Below are 19,523 nucleotides of genomic sequence, written 5' to 3'. Positions count from 1 at the left end.
ACAGCAACTAAGTATATATGAAGTATCAAAGAAGTTCGGCTTTGTTTGATGAAGCCTACAAATACATTCCGGGAGGAGTAAACTCTCCGGTGAGAGCATTCAAATCCGTAGGAGGTGTTCCTGTTTTTATGAAATCGGCAAAAGGAGCTTACCTTACCGATGCAGATGACAATACTTACATCGATTATATCAATTCATGGGGCCCGGCCATTTTGGGACATACCCATCCTGAAGTACTGGAAGAACTTAAAATCCAGGCAGAGAAAGGATTCTCTTTCGGAGCGCCTACAGAACTGGAAACGGAAATTGCAAAATTTATTATTGATAACGTTCCGAATATTGACCAGATCAGAATGGTTTCTTCAGGAACAGAAGCATGTATGAGTGCCGTAAGACTGGCAAGAGGTTATACAGGAAGAGATAAGATCGTAAAATTTGAAGGCTGTTATCACGGACATTCAGATTCATTTCTGATCAAAGCAGGAAGTGGTGCGGCAACTTTCGGAAATCCAAATTCTCCGGGAGTAACAGCAGGTACTGCTAAAGATACATTACTTGCCCGTTATAACGATTTTGAACAGGTAGAAGATCTATTCCGTCACAATCAGGGAGAAATTGCAGCGGTAATTATAGAGCCGGTTGCAGGAAATATGGGGTGTGTACTGCCGGAAAACAATTTCTTACAAAATCTGAGAAAGATCTGTGATGAAAACGGAGCTTTATTAATTTTTGATGAGGTAATGACCGGTTTCAGACTGGCTTTCGGAGGAGCTCAGGAGCTTTTCAATGTTAAAGCAGACCTTGTGACTTACGGAAAAGTAATCGGTGGAGGTCTTCCGGTAGGAGCTTTCGCAGGAAGAAACGAAATTATGGATCACCTGGCTCCAAAAGGAGGAGTATACCAGGCAGGAACATTAAGTGGAAACCCTTTAGCAATGAGAGCGGGATTAAAAACCCTTCAGCTTATTAAAAATGATCCTGAATTTTTCAACAGATTATACAAGACAACAGAAACATTAGATTTTGAAATCGGAAAAATTCTGAATGAAAAAGGAATTGCTCATAAAATCAACAGAAAAGGTTCTATGATGTCGGTATTCTTCCATATCAACAGAGTTTCTAACTTTGATGAAGCACAGGAAGCTAACCATTCATTGTTTAATAACTTCTTCCACCAGATGCTTCAGAATGGAGTGTATCTGCCGCCAAGTGGTTATGAAACGTATTTCATCAGTGATGCAATCAAGGATAAAGAAATTGATATGACGCTGGAAGCTGTAAGAAAATTTGAATATTCAAATAAATAATAATAAGACCGGATTTTAAATCCGGTTTTTTTATGTACAGAAAATTGATTTCATTAGTTTGGAATTACAAAATGTTCAACGCAACGTTTGTCATTCCATAGGAGTCTCGGCAACGTAAAACAGCATCATTTAGATTCTTACAGAATGACAAAGATGCTGTCAATACTTTCCGGATAAATAAAAAGTACTCATTACATCTGATAAAAATATCCGCAATCTTTGTCACTCCGTAGGAGTCTCAGTAATGTAGATATTATGATATAGATTCCTACGGAATGACAAGGTTACTGGTAAACATTTTTATAAATTGTAAGTAATTTTTACGTCTAAAAATATCCGCAAAGTTTGTCATTCCATAGGAGTCTCGGCAACGTAAAACAGCATCATTTAGATTCTTACAGAATGACAAAGATGCTGTCAATACTTTCCGGATAAATAAAAAGTACTCATTACATCTGATAAAAATATCCGCAATCTTTGTCACTCCGTAGGAGTCTCAGTAATGTAGATATTATGATATAGATTCCTACGGAATGACAAGGTTACTGGTAAACATTTTTATAAATTGTAAGTAATTTTTACGTCTAAAAATATCCGCAAAGTTTGTCACTCCGTAGGAGTCTTAGTAATGCGGGTATTATGATATATGTTCCTAAGGAATAACAGCGTTATGGATAAAGTTGTTTATTGCTGTAATGAATAACAGGGTATTTAAAAAACAATCAGAACAAAGCATAAATCATACAGATTTTGTAATAAACGATACACTTTGTTCACCAGACTTCTTTTTAATTTTGTCATAAATAGATTGGAAATGAAGACTTCTGACAATACCATCTCCCGCAAAGACTTTATCCGAAATTCAGCTTTGGCTGTAGCGGGATTAACTTTAGTACCTAATATCATGACTGCATCACCTTTCCTGGATGAAAATAACAGTTCGGCAAAAGGAAAAATGATTCTGAAAAATGTCCGTCTGGAAACAGGTTTTGAATATCAGGATGGAGAAGTGGCTTCTACCAAAACAGATCTGTTCTATATAGAAGTTGAAAACGGAAAAATTATAAAGATTGCTCCGAACCAGCCTAATGCTAAAGCGACAGATGCAAAAGGACTATTGATGCTTCCTGCATTCAAGGATATGCATATTCACCTTGATAAAACCTTTTATGGAGATCAATGGCAGGCCGTTAGAAAAAGAACCGGAGGGATCAAAGGAATGATAGAGCTGGAGCAGAAAATGCTTCCGGAGATGCTGAAGAATTCAACCTTCAAGGCAGAGAAACTGATCGAATTATTACAGTCAAAAGGAACTTCCTATGCGAGAAGCCATGTGAATATTGAACCCACTTCCAAACTGCAGTCATTAAAAAATCTGCAGAAAGCTTTAGAAAATAAAAAGAAGGGTTTTGGAGCTGATCTGGTAGCCTTTCCGCAGCATGGCGTGTTCTATACAGATTCTGTACCTTATCTGAAAGAAGCAGCAAAGATGGATATTGACTTTATTGGTGGTGTAGACCCTTTCAACATTGATGGTGATATTGAAAAAGTGGTAGACTTTACCGTTCAGCTTGCTTTGGACAATAAAAAAGGAATCGATATTCACCTGCATGAAACCGGTGATTCCGGATTGAAAACTGTAGAATATCTTATTAAAAAAGTAAATGAAAACCCTTCTCTGAAAGGGAAAACCTATTTAAGCCATTGTTTTATTCTGGCTAAACTAGAAGCTGCAAAACAGGAAGAAATCGCAGAAAAATTAGGTGAGGCACAGATCGGAATTGTTTCTACAATCCCTTTCGGAAGGCTGATCATGCCAATACCAACGCTTTACAAACATAATGTAACCGTTCTGACAGGAAATGACAGCATCATAGACCATTGGAATACTTTCGGAACGGGAAGTGTGCTTCAGAAAGCCAACTTAATGGCTCAACTGTATGGATATTCAACAGAGTTTTTATTGTCAAGAAGTTTAAAACTGGCCACAGGAAATATTCTTCCGCTGGATGACAAAGGAACTCAGCAATGGCCAAAATCAGGTGATAAAGCAGACTTTGTTCTGATGAATGCAAGCTGTTCTGCAGAAACTGTATCAAGAATTTCAGAAGTTGAATCATTGGTGCATGATGGAAATGTTGTCTTTTAAACTTTTTTGAACTTAAATGAAAAGTAAAAAAGTCTTGCAGATAAGATTTGAACAATATAATTGCTTATAAATTTATATATATAATTTAGTTGTGTTTTTTTAACCACAAAGGGTATAAAAGTTTTACTAAAGGAAAGCCTGGGAATATATTATTGATTTTCGGAAATAGTCACTGAATGCAGATAGAAACTGAAGTAGGAATGGTGTATGTAAAGCTTTTGTCCCTTTTGTGGTTATTTTAGTTTTTTCTCACAAATTTTAGTAATTTTAGGAGAAAATCAGGCAGAGTGGGCTATCATACGGATCATTTTCCAATTTTAGGAATTCAGGAATTTAGTGAGAATCAGCTGAAGGGCTGTAATCTGCTGTTTAATGAACTTTATGGGGCACGTTCCATTGATGATCCCCATAAGCATGATTTTTTTATCATCAATCTTTTTGAGCATGGAGTCGGTTCACATACTATAGATTTTACAGAATATCCGGTAAAAGACCATCAGATCCACCTTGTTTTTCCGGATCAGGTACATCAATGGGTGATTGAAAAAGAAACCATCGGTTATCAGCTGATGATCAGCCGGGACTGGTTTGAAAGTTTCCTGCCGTCATTAAGGTTTTCTGCCTCTTATTATCAGAACCATCCGGTTATCAATCTTTCCCCGGAAATTTTTAAAACTTTTCTATATGAATTTCAATCTATCCAGAAAGAACTTAGTGGTGAAAAAGTATTTTGGGAGCTTATTCAAAAAAGGAGTGAGCTGATTGGGCTGTTGGTAAGTAAATCTGTGGAAGGAGCTTTCAAAGACTTTGAAGTCTATAACTCAAATCCTATTATTTCAAAATTTCTCCATCTTATTGATGAACATTTTAAAACAGAAAGATCAGTTTCTTTTTATGCGGATAAACTGAATATTTCGGCCAACTACCTGAATATTGTCTGCAAGAAAAATCTTAATGCTTCGGCTTCATCTCTCATTCAGGACCGTATTTTACTGGAAGCCAAAAGACTTTTAAAAGTTTCTGAAATGTCAGTAAAAGACATTGTGTATGATCTCGGTTTCTACGATCATGCAAGTTTTTCCAAATTCTTTAAAGCACAGACGGGAATGACACCTACCCAATTCAAAGAATAATCTGTACAAAACAAGACATAATTGATACACCTGTTTTACCCTGAAGTAGGGCTAATTTTGTATTGTTAAAATCTTAGAATCATGCAATTTCCCTATCAATTAACTGCAAAAGGAAAATATTCCCTTAAAAATGTCCGCCTGGAAACAGGTTTTGAATACGAAAATGAAGAGGTAACCGGAACAAAAACTGATCTTTTCAGTATTGAAATTGAAGATGGAAAAATAAAAACAGTAAAAGCAAATGATCCCGCTTCAGAAGCAATAGATGCTAAAGGATATCTGATGCTTCCGGCGTTCAGAGATATGCACATCCATCTGGATAAAACATTGTACGGTCTTCCATGGCAGGCTCTTTCTCCTAAGAGAAGAACAGTGAAAGATATGATTGCTTATGAGCAGGAAATCATTCCTGAACTGTTGAAAACTTCTGTAAGCAGAGCAGAACAGCTGATCAGTCTGCAGCAGCATTATGGAACTCATTTCGTAAGAACTCATTTCAATATTGATACTACTTCGGGACTGAAATCTCTGGAGCATCTTGAGCAGGCTCTTGAAAATAAAAAGGACTCTTTCAAAGCAGAATTAGTTGCTTTTCCGCAACATGGAGTTTACTATACAGATACTGTTCCTTTGATGAAGGAAGCAGCACAGCTTAAAAGTGTAGGATTTATCGGTGGATTGGATCCTTTAAGTATTGACGGAAGCATAGAAAAAGTAATGGATTTTACCGTTGAGCTGGCTTTAGATCACCACAAAGGAATTGATATTCACCTGCATGAAGTAGGAGAGTCTGGAATGAAAACAATCAATTACCTGATTGATAAAGCAATTGAAAATCCGGCACTGCAGGGGAAAACATTTGTAAGTCATGCATTTGCCCTGGCTCATCTTTCACCAAAAGAAACAGAGCAGATTGCAGAAAAACTGGCTGAAGGAAAAGTGGGAATCGCTTCTTCAGTACCTTTTAAAGGAACGGTAATGCCGATTCCAACCCTGAAAAAATATGGGGTCAATGTATTGATCGGAAATGATAATGTACAGGATTACTGGAGTACTTTTGGTTCAGGAAGTATGCTCCAGAAAGCGAATCTCATTGCTGAGTTATATGGTTATGCTACAGAATATGCACTATCAAGAGCTTTGCAGTTTGCCACTCAAAGTATTCTTCCATTGGATGAGAAAGGAAAACAGCAATGGCCTAAAGCTGGTGATGAAGCTGCAGTTGTTCTGGCAGACGCTTCGTGTTCTGCAGAAGCTGTTTCCAGAATGTCTGAAATAAAAGCCCTGATGAATGACGGGAATTTATTTTGGAGAAATTAATTGAAGTATATATATTTTTATACACTTGTTTTTTGTGAATGCCATCGGGAGTTTCCTGGTGGCTTTTTATTGAATGATAAATTATAAATTATAAATTATGAGTTATGGGTTTCGGGTCTCTTCTCTCTTCTCTATCAATAGAATATATTTCCCTGGTTTTAGCCAAAATTTTTTAACAAACCCTTATAAAAATCTACTTTTAAACAAAAATAACAACTGTTCAAATTGCCATTTTCTGTTTTTTACAATATGAACACCGCTTAATATTGATTTCAGCGGACCATTATAATATCTGATGATAACAATAAAAAAAAGCCCTCGGAAAATACTTCCGAAGGCCTTCTATTTGAAATTAAATCTAAGTACTTATGTATTATTATAAGTTGAAGTTTGTCCATCCTGCGTACCAAGTATCTGTAGCATCTTTTACAGCACCTTTGTAAGTTACCTGTGTAAACCAAGTAGCTAATTTAGGGTTAGTAAATGCACCTCCTGTTAATAAAGGAGAACCTGCGCTAGGCGTAAAGTTTGGTGTAGTTCCTGCAGGAGCCCATGCACCGGCAAGTTTTACATCAGCAGTAGAAGCAAGGATGGTATTTCCTTTAGCATTAAACCAAGTTGTAAGATCGTTCAATGTATACGTTGTAGGAGTAGAAGTAGATGGTCCGAATTTTAAAGGAGTTTGCATTCCTGCTAAAACGTTATTTTCAAAGAACAGCTTATTACCTACAATATTGTTATCTGTTGGAGCACCTTTTGTAGCATCAATGAATAAACCAACAGGGAATCCTGTAAATACAGAGTTGAATACAGAGATAGAAGAGTTTCTTCTGATCTGTAATGCATTCTGGAATAACGCGTTGATTGATCCTGGAGCTGCAGAGTTGATTGGTCCGATAATCGTCATGTTAGAGAATGTAGCTGATGTCTGAGGTGTCAAAGTAGAACCGTTAGCATCATTATCAGATTCAAATGCGTTAGAACCGGAAACGTCTGCTACCTGAGAATCTCTTACTGCGATACCAAACTGTACCTTTCCTGAGAAACCGTTATCTGTATCGAAATCATCATCAAGACCTTTGTAAGAGATAAGGTGAGAACAGTTTACCGTTCCTCCGAACCATTCAAAACTGTCATCATTAGCATAAGCAACTTCTACGTAATCTACTGTAGTTCCGCTACCTACACCACCGAATGTAAGTCCGTTGATCTCTTTATCCGGTAAGAATGCATATCCTGCATATTCTATTCTTACATATTTTAATATACCACTGTTGTCAGCAGCATTGTTTCCACCGTAAAGTCCAAGACCTTCAGAGTTGTTGATTCCTCCTTCAATCTCTCCAACTCCGTTTGCCCCACCGAAAGAAGCATTAGTAGGAGCATTTCCTAAAATTACTACACCTGCCCAGTCTCCTCTTTTAGGACTTGGTTTTTCAGAAGTGAAGATAATTGGGTTGGCAGCAGTTCCTTCTGCCATGATTTTACTTCCTTTTGTAATGATCAAAGCTCCGTTTTTATCAGCTTCACCTACAATCTTTGTACCTGGCTCGATAGTTAAAGTAGCTCCGTTAGTTACATATACTAGTCCTCTTAGCTTATAGATTTTATTTGCTTTAAGCGTAAGGCTGGAAGTGATCTTTCCTGAAAGAATAAGGTTTTCAGTTTCTCCGTTTCCATTACCTCCATTTTGAATAATGGTAGGTCCATCTTCTTCTATATTTCTACATGCGGTAGTTGATACTAGAGCGCCAAGCATTAAAGAATATAAAACGAACTTTTTCATGTTATAAAGAATTAAATTATTTATTAGATTATTTGTTGAATGAATTAAAAATTGTATCCCAGTGTTAAACTGATATTGGTTCCTGAAAGTCTTTCGATAGCAAGAGCATCTTTGCTGTCATACTTACCGTTGTCGTTCAGGTCATGGTAGAATTTAGCACGACGGTTCAGAATATCTGAAACATTCAGCTTGATTTCTCCTTTGTTGCTCCATATTTTTTTAGCAAGCTGGAAATCCAAAAGAGGTCTTGGTGCTTCCCAGATTGGTGGTACCTGATCGTTTCCTACATAAAGGATTCTTCTTCCGATCATATTGAATAGTACTGTAGAAGACCAACCTGATTTTTCAGTGTCATACTGAAGACTTACGTTGACAGTATAAGGAGACTGCCCCTGCATTGGTCTGTCAATCTTAGTAGCCTCGTCTGTTACTTTGTTTTTGATTAAAGCTACGTTTCCACCCAGGGTGAAGTTTTTAAGAGCGCTTACAAAATCAAGTTTTTTTCTTACTTCTAGTTCCACTCCATAAGCATCAGCTTTATCTACGTTAAGGTAGTTGAAGGTATTACTCGTTCCTACCCCTGATTGGTTGAAGTATAATTCGATTGGCTTTTTGAAGTTTTTATAGAAACCTGCTACGGATATAATTTCTCCGTTTCTTGGGTAATATTCCCAACGAACATCGGCACTCGTAATTTTGGTTCTTTCAATTGATTTGTTACCAATTACAGTAGCTCCAAGATCAAAATCATAATATGCTAAAGGAGAAACTTCTCTAAACTCCGGTCTAACAACAGTTTGTGAACCTGCAACACGGATGTTCATTTTAGGGTTTACCTTGAATGTTAAGTTTACAGCAGGTAAGAAATCTGTAACACGGGTGTTCACAAAACGGTCATCACTTTTCTTCGTGCTTCCAACCAATTGATCAAAGTTTTCAACTCTTAATCCCCAAACTGCTCTTAACCATGGTGTAAAGTTGTTGTCAAACTGTAAATACCCCGCGTTAAGGATCGTGTTGGCAATATATCTGTACTGGTTTCCTGCAATTTCATCAAATGTAAATCCACCGTTACCTCCGAAATTCCCAGGATTGAAGATTGTTTCGAAAGGCTGAGAAAGTAATCCCTGGTTGAATTTCTCAAGTCTTACAGAGAACGGTCTTGAGTTGTAGATTCTGTCTTTTACCTGGAACAAATAACCTCCTTTGATCGTTTGTTTTTGTCCAAACATCGTAAATGTTTTGGAGATATCACCCCCTGCATTATATAGATAATCACTTAGGGTAGAATAGAATACACTTCCTGACTTTTGAGAAAGACCATTAGAAATCAATGCTAAATATGGGCTTCCTTCTATATTGGTGTATTGGTTATACTGCAAACGCTGCAGCAAAGGAATATACTGATCCAGGATCCCGAAGCTTCCGTACCAGTTTACGGTAAATCCACCCAGAGCATCTATTTTATGAGTACCGGTAAGGGTAGAGTTGTAGAAAGTAGTTTCTTTAAAACCTATTTCCCTTGCCATAATGTTTGTCCCGTTGATCGGGTCAAATTCAAAGTCCTTTCCTGTTCTGAAGGACATGTGGTTCACCGTATTGTTGGTGATGATATTCTTTAAGGAGATTTTATTGTTGCTGTTGAGCTTTAAAGAAAGGTTCAACATTCCTCCTAAGATAATATCATTGCTGTATTTTTCTGTAAAATAATCGAAGTTGGTATCGGCAAGTTGGTCGTTGATGGTAAAGAAACGGTTGGTAGATTCAGTTCTTCTTTTGTTGTTACTATAGTTTAAAACAGCAATTACCCCTAAATCTTTTCCGAATAATTTGGTGTTGAAACCTCCGTCAAGTTGTAAACTTAAGTTTTCAGGATAACCAATACTGTTGTATCCTAAATTCTTTGTAAACCCTTTACCAATGTTGGTTTTCTGACCTTCATCTAAAATACTGAACGCATTTTTTGCAGGCATATTGGTTGGCAGCTTTCTGTAACCGTCATCAATTCCTAGAAAGTCCCATTTTCCACCTTTCTGCATATGGAATTCCTGTCCCATAGTCGCCGTATTTCCTCCTACACCTACCTGTACATTGAAGAAATTTTTATTAGGAATATCCTTTGTATTTACCTGGATCAAAGCTCCTCCCCATTCACCTGTATATTCTGGAATGAAAGTTTTGTTGATAACAAGGGTTTCGATAACGTTGGCAGGGAAAAGGTCGAAAGAGAAAGTCTTTCTGTCAGGCTCCGTGCTGGATAACTGAATACCATTCAGCATTGCCTGGTTATAACGGTCTGATAAACCTCTTACTACAATATATTTTCCTTCAGATAAACTCACTCCGGAAACTCTCTTCAGAACTTCCCCTGTGTTTCTGTCCGGACTTCTTTTAATAGCTTCAACACCAATAACCTGAGAAACTACACCGGCATTTTTCTGTAGTCCGATAGTAGAGGCTATGGTTTCTTTTCTTGCGTTTGATTTGATGACAACTCCCTCAATTTCTTTTTCTTTGGTAGAGGGCTTGTCCATTACGATATCAAGATGAGTATTACCTTCATTTTTGATAATAACCTCACTGATCTCTTTTCTGTTATACCCATTGGAGCTTACCGTTACAATGTAATTGGTGCCGGGGGACAGGTTGATAGAGTAGTATCCGGAAATGTCAGTCATTACTTCCTGTCCATTTACTTTTACCTTTACCCCTTCTATAGGAGTGTTATCTTTCTCGTCCAATACCCTACCTTCCAAAATCTGACTTTGTGCAAAAGCATAGCCAGCAGAAAACAAGGCAAGTAGCATGATGCTCTTGTGGAGTTGTTTTTTCATTTTACTTCTTTTACTTCTTTTTCAAGGGCAAAATAAGGGCTAAGTTTTTAAGAAAACTTTAGGAGAATCTTAATTAATTGTGAAATTTGTATTAACAGATGAGAGAAATTTATAGTTATTGATGTTTAATTTATATAATTATAATTTTTGTTTTAATTTTAAATATTATTCCCTATATTTGATTTATGTGTATTTATTGTTTAATTTTTTTATTGATTTTGTAATTTTATACTGCGATATGTTTTTTTAATAATTAGTTAACATTTGGCAGATAGATGAAATCAATGGAAATAATTAATTTTGTGGGAATTCTTAAACTAGAAGATGAGCAAAAAAATTCTTTTAATAGACGATGAACTGGACATTTTAGAGATTCTGTCTTACAATTTGGAAAAGGAAGGGTATGATATCTATACAGCTACCAACGGTAACGAAGGTATAGAAAAAGCAAAGGAGATTGTTCCGGACCTTATCTTATTAGATGTCATGATGCCTGAAAAAGATGGTATAGAAACCTGTCAGGAACTTCGTAAAGTGAAAGAACTTCAGAAAACACTTATCGTGTTCCTTTCTGCAAGAAGCGAAGAGTTTTCTCAGTTAGCAGGTTTTCAGGCGGGTGCCAATGACTACATCGTAAAACTAATCAAACCGAAAATCCTTATTTCTAAGGTGAATGCATTATTACAGCTGACCTCACAGGTTTCTGACAATGCAAAACTAATCGAAATCGGAGACCTTATTATCGACAAAGATAATTTCAGAGTTTCCAAAAGCGGACAGCAGTTTCTTCTTCCTAAAAAAGAATTTGACTTGCTTTACCTTTTGGCTTCCAATACTGAAAAGGTTTTCAAAAGAGAAGAAATTCTTGAAAAGGTTTGGGGTAATGATGTGATTGTTGGTGAAAGAACAATCGATGTACATATCAGAAGGTTGAGAGAAAAACTAGGAATCAATACGATTCAGACATTAAAAGGGATTGGATATAAACTGATCGTTTAATTATTTTAGAATCTTAACTTTACGTTCAATCATTAAAACGTTGTAAAATTGAAATTTTACAGACTTACCCTCGTTGCCTCCTGTCTGCTGACATTGGTAATGCTTCTTTTAGTAGTCGTCTTCGATTCACTGAAAGATATCTATTATGAGACCCCTTTGTTTAAAACGGGTCTTTTCATCTGTATTGTCCTGATCTTTCTGATCAACTGTGTGGTATTGGAACTTCTTTTCAATTATTACAGCAGAAAACAGGTAAAAGGACTTTCAGGATTTCTGCCACAGGAAATAGTTCAGAATCAGGATGAAAATATTACCATCAAAGAATTAGGAGAAAGGTTTTCAGATCTCAATCAGCAGCAGGTATCAGAAATTGATATGATGAAAGAGATGGAAAGCTACCGTAAAGAATACATCGGTAATGTGTCCCACGAACTGAAAACGCCTTTGTTTTCTATTCAGGGATATGTAGAAACTTTAAGAGACGGCGGAGTAGACAATCTTACCATCCGGGATAAATACCTGGAAAGAATTGATAAATCTGTCGAAAGACTTATCGCCATTGTAACAGATCTTGATATGATCAACAGGCTGGAAGCAGGTGAAATCAATCTTACCGTTTCAAAATTTGATGTCAATCTTCTGATTAAAGAGATTTTCGATCTTCTTGATCTTGAAGCCGAAAAACGAAATACAACATTACAGATCCAGACCCTTCATCCACAGATTTTTGTGGAGGCTGATAAGCAGAAAATTTCCCAGGTTTTCATTAATCTTATTTCCAATGCGATCCATTATGCCAACAGACAGGAAGCAAAAGTGATCGTAAAGACCAGTGTACTCAAAAATAAGGTGCTGATAGAAGTGATAGATAATGGGATGGGAATCAAGTCTGAAATTCTTCCAAGGATTTTCGAAAGATTTTACCGTGTAGAAACCAGCAGAAGCAGGAGAGAAGGAGGTTCCGGGCTGGGATTGGCTATCGTAAAACATATTCTTGAAGCACATAACGAAAATATCACCGTAGAAAGCGTGTACCTTGAAGGGACGAAGTTTAGTTTTATGCTCGAAAAAAGTAAATAATTCCGGTAAAATGTAAGGAAAAAAAATATTTTAAAAAATCCTGAAATATTTTTTTGTCACATGTCATTTATTATATATTTGCACCAGAGATTTATCATAATTATAAAGGCAAAAAAGTAATTTAAGAAACTGATATGGTTTACAAAATCCGCGTAATATTAGATGCGAAAGAAGATATTTTCCGTGATATCGAAGTTAAGGGAAAACAAACGTTATGGAACTTACATTTAGGAATTAAAAGTGCATTCAGTCTGCAGGGAGATGAGCTTTCTACTTTTAATCTGTTAGAAGATGACGGAACAATTGTAAAAAGTGTCCCATTGGAAGATATGAGTGATGATGGTGATGGTGAGATTATGTCAGATGTTTACATTGATGAAGCTTTTGAAAGTGTAGGTGACAAAGCACAGTTCCAATACGGGCTTCTTGACCTTTGGGAATTCTTCTGTGAACTTGTAGAAGTTATTGAAGAAACAAAAGGGGTTAATTATCCTATCACGGTATACAGATTCGGAAACGTTCCGTTGAAGGCACCTAGCAAAAATGGAAGTGCCGGAGGATCTAAAAAGAAATCAGCAATGCCTTTGGCAGATGATGAGTTTGGTTTCGATGAAGATTTCGGATCAGGAGGAAACTTTGCAGATGAAGACGATAGCTTCGATGATGAGGAAGAAGAAGACTACAATGACGATGTCTTTGATGATGAAGATGACAATGATGACGAAAGATAGTCAACACAATATACTGGCCCTGGATTTTAATCCGGGGCTTTTTTTTGTAAAAGTGTGAAGGTAGGTATTTAAATAAAAACAGCCTCATTTGAGGTTTCAGATATATCAGCTAAGCTTTTGTAAGTCTATTTTGAGTTCTTTAAATTCTTCAGTAAGATTTTCAGGTTCTACTGACGGGTTGGAGATGCTATTTATCTAGCCGTAAATTTTGCCTTTCTCAAAAAAACAATTCTTACTTTTGTTAAAAATAGTTTAATGAAAAAATTAATTTTGTTAGCTGTAATTGGTCTGGGAATTGTTTCCTGTACCACTCAAAAAAATACCCGGAAGATGACAGAACTGCCAAAAGATTGGAAACATAATACGAATATCTACGAAGTAAACATAAGACAATATACTCAGGAAGGAACTTTCAAAGCATTTGCAAAAGAAATGCCCCGCCTGAAATCTATGGGAATAAAAACCCTTTGGTTTATGCCTATCACACCCATTGCCCAGCAGAATAAAAAAGGAAGTATGGGGAGTCCATATGCTGCTGCAGACTATACTTCCATCAATCCCGAATTCGGAACGTTGCAGGATTTTAAAGATATGGTGAATGAAGCACACAGATTGGGATTCAAAGTAATTATAGATTGGGTGGCCAATCATACAGGATGGGATCATGTATGGACGAAAATACATCCCGAATTTTATCTGAAAGATCCAGACGGAAAATTCCATATCGCTTCCGGAATGGATGATATTATTGAACTGGACTATAAAAACCAGGAGATGCGTCAGGCCATGATTGATGCCATGAAATTCTGGGTACAGGAAACTGATATTGACGGTTTTCGATGTGATCTTGCTTCATGGGTAGAGGTAGATTTCTGGGTTCAGGCCCGTCCCGAAGTAGAAAAAGTAAAACCTCTTTTCTGGCTGGGAGAATTTGATGAGTTGGAAAGTCCTGAATATGGGAAAGTTTTTGATGCCAGCTATTCCTGGAAATGGATGCACAAATCTGCAGATTATTATAAAAAAAATGAACCTCTTCAGGAATTAAAAGATCTTCTGAGACAATATTCTAATATCGGAGATGCTTCAATGAGAGCATGGTTTACTGCAAACCACGATGAAAACTCATGGAACGGAACCGAATATGAAAAATACGGAGTCATCACAAAACCTATGGCAGTATTCTCTGCAACATGGAATGGAGTTCCGTTGTTGTACTCAGGCCAGGAACTTCCAAATATGAAGAGACTGGAATTTTTCGAAAAAGATGTCATCAAATGGACCAATACCTATCAGGTTGCCGGTTTCTATAAAACACTATTGGATTTAAAAGCTTCCAACCCAGCTTTAAGAGGAGGTGATTCTAATGTAACTACATACCTTCTTAATACTACAGCCAATGACAAAATCCTGGCTTATGTAAGAAAAAATGGAAATGATGAAGTGCTAGTAGTCTTGAACATGTCAAAAGAACCTGTTAACTTTTCAATTGAAGACGAACATGTATCCGGAACATTCAGAAATGTTTTTGATAAAACGAAAAGAGATTTCAGTAACGGAACAGACTTTAGCTTTAAAGTTTCTGATTATGCCGTATTTGAAAAATAATCTTAAAATTTTTGACTTACATTTTAAAATAGTACAGAATAGTCTTTAACGGTATTCAATTCCTCTCCGCTGGAGGGGTGTCAAAATCATAGATTTTGACGGGTGGCTTAGCTATCCACAATAAAATCCCACTATTAGAATGAACAAACAGGAAATAATCAATATTATTAAAGCAAAAGCTGCCGACAAAATCCAGTATTTTGAAAACCTTATTGCAGAAACAAGGGCTTCCAACAATGATACAAAAAGCTCAATGGGTGACAAATACGAAACCGGAAGAGAAATGCTTCAGCAGGAAATTAATAATCTTCAAAGACAGCTTAACGAAGTTTTGAATCAGCAGGCTGTACTGCAGAAAATAACTTCCGACCCTTCGGAAAAAGTTCAGAACGGTGCATTGGTGAAAACCAATAAGGGATTGTTCTATATCTCTGTTTCAATGGGTGAACTTGTTTTTGAAAATCAGAAAATCATGACGGTATCTGCAGAATCTCCCTTGGTAAAAGTGATGTATGGTAAAAAAACAGGAGAGTCATTCACTGTAAATACTATTCATCAGACAATTGAAAATATATGGTAAAATTAATATAGGTTAGATTGCAGATATACAGTTGTTTAATAGAAAATAGAGATCAGGCTTATAAAAAGCATTCATAAAAATGAGTGCTTTTTTTGATGGTTTTTACTAAATTTGGAACTTAAAATCTCATTCAAAATGCAAAACTACCTGGATCTTTTACAGCATATTTTAGATAACGGAACTGATAAAACCGACAGAACAGGCACTGGAACAAGAAGTGTTTTCGGATATCAGCTGAGATATGATCTGTCTAAAGGATTCCCTTTGGTAACAACTAAAAAAGTGCATTTGAAATCTATTATCTATGAGCTGCTTTGGTTCCTGAAAGGAGATACCAATATCAAGTATCTTAAAGATAACGGAGTAAGCATCTGGGATGAATGGGCCAATGAAAATGGAGATTTAGGACCGGTTTACGGAGCGCAGTGGAGAAGCTGGAGCGGTGCAGACGGAAAAGTTGTAGATCAGATCACAGAAGTAATTGACCAGATTAAAAAGAATCCGGATTCCAGAAGACTGATTGTCTCCGCCTGGAATGTTGCGGAAATACCGAATATGGCTTTGGCTCCTTGTCATGCTCTATTCCAGTTTTATGTAGCAGATGGTAAACTTTCCCTACAGCTGTACCAAAGAAGTGCTGACGTTTTCCTTGGAGTACCATTCAATATTGCAAGCTATGCATTGCTGTTGATGATGGTAGCGCAGGTTTGTGATCTGGAAGTGGGAGATTATGTTCACAGTTTTGGAGATGTTCATATCTACAATAATCACTTCGAGCAGGTAAACAGACAGCTGGGACGAGAGCCGAGAGCACTTCCAACGATGAAACTGAATCCGGAAGTTAAAGATATCTTTGATTTTGATTTTGAAGACTTCAGTCTGGAAAATTATGATCCGCATCCGGGAATCAAAGCTCCTGTGGCTATTTAATAATCTTATATCACTTTAATTTTTTTATTTACTTCTATTAATTTAACATTAATAGATGGCATTACCTGTGCTCATAAGTTGGAGAATCAGAATATAAATCCTTTAGTACACTTTCTTTTGGCAATTGTTTCTTAAATTTGAAAGAACAACTCAGGCTCATTTAACCCTTTGAAAAAAGGAGTGGATGATTGGGTTACAGATCATAAATTTCAAATGCTTAAAAATAAATCATGAAGTATTTAAAAATAAATATTGAAGAAAATGCAGACATTGAAGTGTTGAAAAACGCCATACTTCAATTGAAAGGAGTAGCTTCAGCTGAAACAGTGGATGACGAAAATCCGGAAAGTGAACTTAAAAAAGCTTTTGCAAAGACAAAGGAACAGCTTCAAAAAGGGGACTATGAGACCCTGGTGAATGATATTTTCGATATAATCATTAAAAAATAATTCTAAAAATAATAATGTAGACAGATGAGAAAGGCCATTTTATCAATTGCTATACTCGGGATTTTATTTTCCGCCAATGTATCAGCACAAACCGAAACTTCAGGAAGAGAAAAAGTATACAGAGCAACTCCCGCTAAAGTAACGGAACTTAAACACACAAAGCTTAAAGTAAATTTCGACTATCAGAAAGAACAGATGAATGGGGAAGAATGGCTTACTGCCTCCCCTTATTTTTATGCTGCAAACGAACTTACACTTGATGCAAAAGGAATGCTGATTCATGAAGTAGCGCTTGATAATAACGGGAAGAAATCTCCTTTGAAATATGATTACAAAAATGATGTTCTGAAAATCAGCCTTGATAAAACATACCAGAAAAATCAGGAGTATACAGTCTACATCAAATATACATCCCGCCCGAATGAGGTAAAACAACAGGGAAGTATGGCCATCAATGATGCAAAAGGACTTTATTTTATCAATCCTCAGGGAACAGATCCGGATATGCCTACACAAATCTGGACACAGGGAGAAACAGAATCCTCTTCGGCATGGTTTCCGACTATTGACAAACCCAACCAAAAGACAACGCAGGAAATCTATATGACGGTTCCTGATAAATATGTTACCCTTTCCAATGGCCTTCTGAAAGAATCTAAAAAAGAATCTAATGGGCTTAGAACGGATCACTGGGTGATGGACAAAAGACATTCTACCTATCTTTTCTTCATGGGAGTAGGAGAATATGCCATTGTAAAAGACAAATGGAAAAACATTCCGGTTGATTATTATATTGAAAAAGAATACGAACCTTACGCTAAGCAGATCTACGGAAATACTCCGGAAATGATCGATTTTTTCTCCAAAAAACTGAACTATGATTATTCATGGGCTAAATATGCTCAGATATCCGGTAGAGATTATGTAAGTGGAGCGATGGAAAATACCACAGCAACACTTCATGGGAGTGATATTCTTCAGAAGCCGGGCCAGCTTATTGATGAAAATACATGGGAAGATACTATTGCGCATGAATTGTTCCATCACTGGTTTGGAGATCTGGTTACAGCAGAAAGCTGGAGCAATCTTACAGTCAATGAATCCTTCGCCAACTATTCCGAATACCTTTGGAATGAATATAAATACGGGAAAGATCAGGCAGATTATCACCTGATGACCGATGTGAATAACTACCTCCACAACCCATCCGACTTTAATAAAAATCTGGTAAGGTTCAATTATGAATCCCGTGAAGATGTTTTTGATCTGGTAACGTACCAGAAAGGAGGTGGAATTTTAAATATGCTGAGAAATTATCTTGGAGATGATGCCTTCTTTGCAGGAATGAACGACTATCTTAAAACCAACGAATATCAGAATGCTGAAGCACATCAGTTGAGATTATCTTTTGAAAAAGTATCTGGTAAAGATTTAAACTGGTTCTTCAATCAATGGTATTTTGGGAGCGGAAATCCGAAACTTAATTATTCATTTACATTTGAGCCTGTTAAAAAACAAGTGGCGGTAACCATTAATCAAACTCAGGAAAAGCCATTTGAATTTCCTCTGGTTATAGATGTATATGACAACGGAAAACCTAAAAGATACAGTGTCTGGGTAAATGCAGAAGCAAAAAATACATTTAGTTTTGATGTTTCCATAACTCCTGATCTGGTTAATATCAATGCTGATGGAGTTTTACTGGCAGATATTACAGAGACCAAAACTCCTGAACAGAACCTGATGCAGTTTACAAATTCTAAGGAGTTTAAAAGCAGATATCTGGCTCTAACCGGAATCAAAGATCAGGCTGGGAAAAGTCCTGCAGCAGTAAAATTATTGGCTGCTGCATTGAAAGATCCTTTCTTCAGAGTAAGAATAAAAGCTTTGAATTTAATAGACCTCGCTAATCCTGAACAAATGAAGGCATTAGGCGCTGATGTTGAAAAGCTGGCATCTAGCGATCCTAAAACATTAACTCAGGCAGCTGCTATTGCTGCTTTAGGAAAAACAAAAGACAAAAAATACCTTCCGTTATTTGAAAAAGGAGTAAATGCCGTTTCAAATGCCGTGAAAGGAAGTTCTATGGGTGCACTTCTTTCCATTGATCCATCAAAAGCAAACAATCTGGCCGATAAAATTGATATGAAGGGCGCTTCAGATGAATTGCAGGCACAATTGCTTCCGATTATTGTAAAGAATAAAATTACTTCTCAGATAGAGAATATTGCTCCTCTTGCCACCTTTTATCCATTTATTAAATTCCAGAACCCGGAATTAGGGAAAGCAGCAGAAGATGGTTTCAACTGGATCATGACTTCCGATAATCTGAAAGCTACGGAAAGCATTACGAAAATAGCAGGATATGCCAAGAATCAGATGGCAGATAATCCACAGGCTAAAATGATGATCGTCCAGATGCTGAAAGATGGCTTAAGCAAAAAAATGGAACTGCTGAAACAGAATCCACAAAATGCTGCAAGTATTAATAAGCAGATTGATGTGATCAATAAAGCAATTGAAAACTATAAATAATAAATAAGGCCGGCAAATCTGCCGGCTTTATTTTATCATGACTGAATACCAATTTGTCAAAATATAATATAAAGTAGATTGGGTT

14 protein-coding genes are annotated in these 19,523 nt (G+C 36.7%); 12 read left to right on the top strand and 2 right to left on the bottom strand.

All coding sequences use genetic code 11. The features are described 5' to 3' along the window. Positions 1 to 17 precede the first annotated feature (17 nt). From hemL to CHRYMOREF3P_RS08240, 4 genes are all read left to right on the top strand, one after another. Positions 18 to 1,307, top strand: a complete 1,290-nt coding sequence (gene hemL / locus CHRYMOREF3P_RS08255; protein ID WP_077418196.1) for a glutamate-1-semialdehyde 2,1-aminomutase — start codon at positions 18 to 20, stop codon at positions 1,305 to 1,307. A gap of 814 nt (positions 1,308 to 2,121) precedes the next feature. Beyond that, the gene (locus CHRYMOREF3P_RS08250) at positions 2,122 to 3,456 is read left to right on the top strand and encodes an amidohydrolase (RefSeq protein WP_180564363.1); all 1,335 of its coding nucleotides are present in this window, start codon (positions 2,122 to 2,124) and stop codon (positions 3,454 to 3,456) included. A 287-nt stretch (positions 3,457 to 3,743) separates the two neighbouring features. After that, on the top strand, positions 3,744 to 4,589 hold the full coding sequence (locus tag CHRYMOREF3P_RS08245) for a helix-turn-helix domain-containing protein (RefSeq protein ID WP_077418200.1): 846 nt from the start codon (positions 3,744 to 3,746) through the stop codon (positions 4,587 to 4,589). An 81-nt stretch (positions 4,590 to 4,670) separates the two neighbouring features. After that, positions 4,671 to 5,909 (top strand): amidohydrolase, encoded by a 1,239-nt coding sequence (locus tag CHRYMOREF3P_RS08240; RefSeq protein ID WP_180564362.1) that lies wholly within the window; start codon positions 4,671 to 4,673, stop codon positions 5,907 to 5,909. 376 nt (positions 5,910 to 6,285) lie between these two features. On the opposite strand, the gene CHRYMOREF3P_RS08235 is transcribed toward CHRYMOREF3P_RS08240, so the two are convergent. After that, the gene (locus tag CHRYMOREF3P_RS08235; protein WP_077418204.1) at positions 6,286 to 7,695 is read right to left on the bottom strand and encodes a hypothetical protein; all 1,410 of its coding nucleotides are present in this window, start codon (positions 7,693 to 7,695) and stop codon (positions 6,286 to 6,288) included. Positions 7,696 to 7,739: 44 nt separating this feature from the next. Next, positions 7,740 to 10,529, bottom strand: coding sequence for a TonB-dependent receptor domain-containing protein (locus CHRYMOREF3P_RS08230; protein ID WP_077418206.1), 2,790 nt, complete (start codon positions 10,527 to 10,529; stop codon positions 7,740 to 7,742). Positions 10,530 to 10,853: 324 nt separating this feature from the next. On the opposite strand from CHRYMOREF3P_RS08230, the gene CHRYMOREF3P_RS08225 reads away from it, so the two are divergent. The 8 genes from CHRYMOREF3P_RS08225 to CHRYMOREF3P_RS08190 all read left to right on the top strand — a co-directional run bounded on the left by CHRYMOREF3P_RS08225 (position 10,854) and on the right by CHRYMOREF3P_RS08190 (position 19,438). Continuing rightward, complete coding sequence (locus CHRYMOREF3P_RS08225; RefSeq protein WP_077418208.1) at positions 10,854 to 11,528, top strand: response regulator; 675 nt, start codon at positions 10,854 to 10,856, stop codon at positions 11,526 to 11,528. A 48-nt stretch (positions 11,529 to 11,576) separates the two neighbouring features. Continuing rightward, positions 11,577 to 12,608 (top strand): sensor histidine kinase, encoded by a 1,032-nt coding sequence (locus CHRYMOREF3P_RS08220; protein ID WP_180564361.1) that lies wholly within the window; start codon positions 11,577 to 11,579, stop codon positions 12,606 to 12,608. A gap of 134 nt (positions 12,609 to 12,742) precedes the next feature. Further along, positions 12,743 to 13,339, top strand: coding sequence for an IS1096 element passenger TnpR family protein (locus CHRYMOREF3P_RS08215; protein WP_077418212.1), 597 nt, complete (start codon positions 12,743 to 12,745; stop codon positions 13,337 to 13,339). A 255-nt stretch (positions 13,340 to 13,594) separates the two neighbouring features. Further along, entirely contained in the window at positions 13,595 to 14,944 is a 1,350-nt protein-coding gene (locus CHRYMOREF3P_RS08210) for an alpha-amylase family glycosyl hydrolase (RefSeq protein ID WP_077418214.1), read from the top strand. A 139-nt stretch (positions 14,945 to 15,083) separates the two neighbouring features. Next, the gene (locus CHRYMOREF3P_RS08205) at positions 15,084 to 15,524 is read left to right on the top strand and encodes a hypothetical protein (RefSeq protein WP_077418216.1); all 441 of its coding nucleotides are present in this window, start codon (positions 15,084 to 15,086) and stop codon (positions 15,522 to 15,524) included. Between the two features lie 135 nt (positions 15,525 to 15,659). Beyond that, complete coding sequence (locus tag CHRYMOREF3P_RS08200; RefSeq protein ID WP_149386689.1) at positions 15,660 to 16,454, top strand: thymidylate synthase; 795 nt, start codon at positions 15,660 to 15,662, stop codon at positions 16,452 to 16,454. Positions 16,455 to 16,684: 230 nt separating this feature from the next. Next, a complete protein-coding gene (locus CHRYMOREF3P_RS08195) occupies positions 16,685 to 16,903 on the top strand; it encodes a hypothetical protein (RefSeq protein WP_180564360.1) in 219 nt (72 codons plus the stop codon). A gap of 24 nt (positions 16,904 to 16,927) precedes the next feature. After that, the gene (locus tag CHRYMOREF3P_RS08190) at positions 16,928 to 19,438 is read left to right on the top strand and encodes a M1 family metallopeptidase (protein ID WP_180564359.1); all 2,511 of its coding nucleotides are present in this window, start codon (positions 16,928 to 16,930) and stop codon (positions 19,436 to 19,438) included. The last annotated feature ends 85 nt before the right edge of the window (positions 19,439 to 19,523 follow it).

It is taken from the genome of Chryseobacterium sp. JV274 (genome assembly GCF_903969135.1).
Taxonomy (GTDB): domain Bacteria; phylum Bacteroidota; class Bacteroidia; order Flavobacteriales; family Weeksellaceae; genus Chryseobacterium.
The sequence above is the reverse complement of the archived record's forward strand: the minus strand, read 5'-3'. Positions and strand labels throughout refer to the sequence as shown.

Coding starts and splice junctions, on each gene's coding strand:
- CHRYMOREF3P_RS08230 (WP_077418206.1), bottom strand. CDS start 10,529: ATGAAAAAACAACTCCACAAGAGCATCATGCTACTTGCCTTGTTTTCT.
- CHRYMOREF3P_RS08205 (WP_077418216.1), top strand. CDS start 15,084: ATGAACAAACAGGAAATAATCAATATTATTAAAGCAAAAGCTGCCGAC.
- CHRYMOREF3P_RS08250 (WP_180564363.1), top strand. CDS start 2,122: ATGAAGACTTCTGACAATACCATCTCCCGCAAAGACTTTATCCGAAAT.
- CHRYMOREF3P_RS08225 (WP_077418208.1), top strand. CDS start 10,854: ATGAGCAAAAAAATTCTTTTAATAGACGATGAACTGGACATTTTAGAG.
- CHRYMOREF3P_RS08235 (WP_077418204.1), bottom strand. CDS start 7,695: ATGAAAAAGTTCGTTTTATATTCTTTAATGCTTGGCGCTCTAGTATCA.
- CHRYMOREF3P_RS08210 (WP_077418214.1), top strand. CDS start 13,595: ATGAAAAAATTAATTTTGTTAGCTGTAATTGGTCTGGGAATTGTTTCC.
- CHRYMOREF3P_RS08190 (WP_180564359.1), top strand. CDS start 16,928: ATGAGAAAGGCCATTTTATCAATTGCTATACTCGGGATTTTATTTTCC.
- hemL (WP_077418196.1), top strand. CDS start 18: ATGAAGTATCAAAGAAGTTCGGCTTTGTTTGATGAAGCCTACAAATAC.
- CHRYMOREF3P_RS08195 (WP_180564360.1), top strand. CDS start 16,685: ATGAAGTATTTAAAAATAAATATTGAAGAAAATGCAGACATTGAAGTG.
- CHRYMOREF3P_RS08200 (WP_149386689.1), top strand. CDS start 15,660: ATGCAAAACTACCTGGATCTTTTACAGCATATTTTAGATAACGGAACT.
- CHRYMOREF3P_RS08240 (WP_180564362.1), top strand. CDS start 4,671: ATGCAATTTCCCTATCAATTAACTGCAAAAGGAAAATATTCCCTTAAA.
- CHRYMOREF3P_RS08215 (WP_077418212.1), top strand. CDS start 12,743: ATGGTTTACAAAATCCGCGTAATATTAGATGCGAAAGAAGATATTTTC.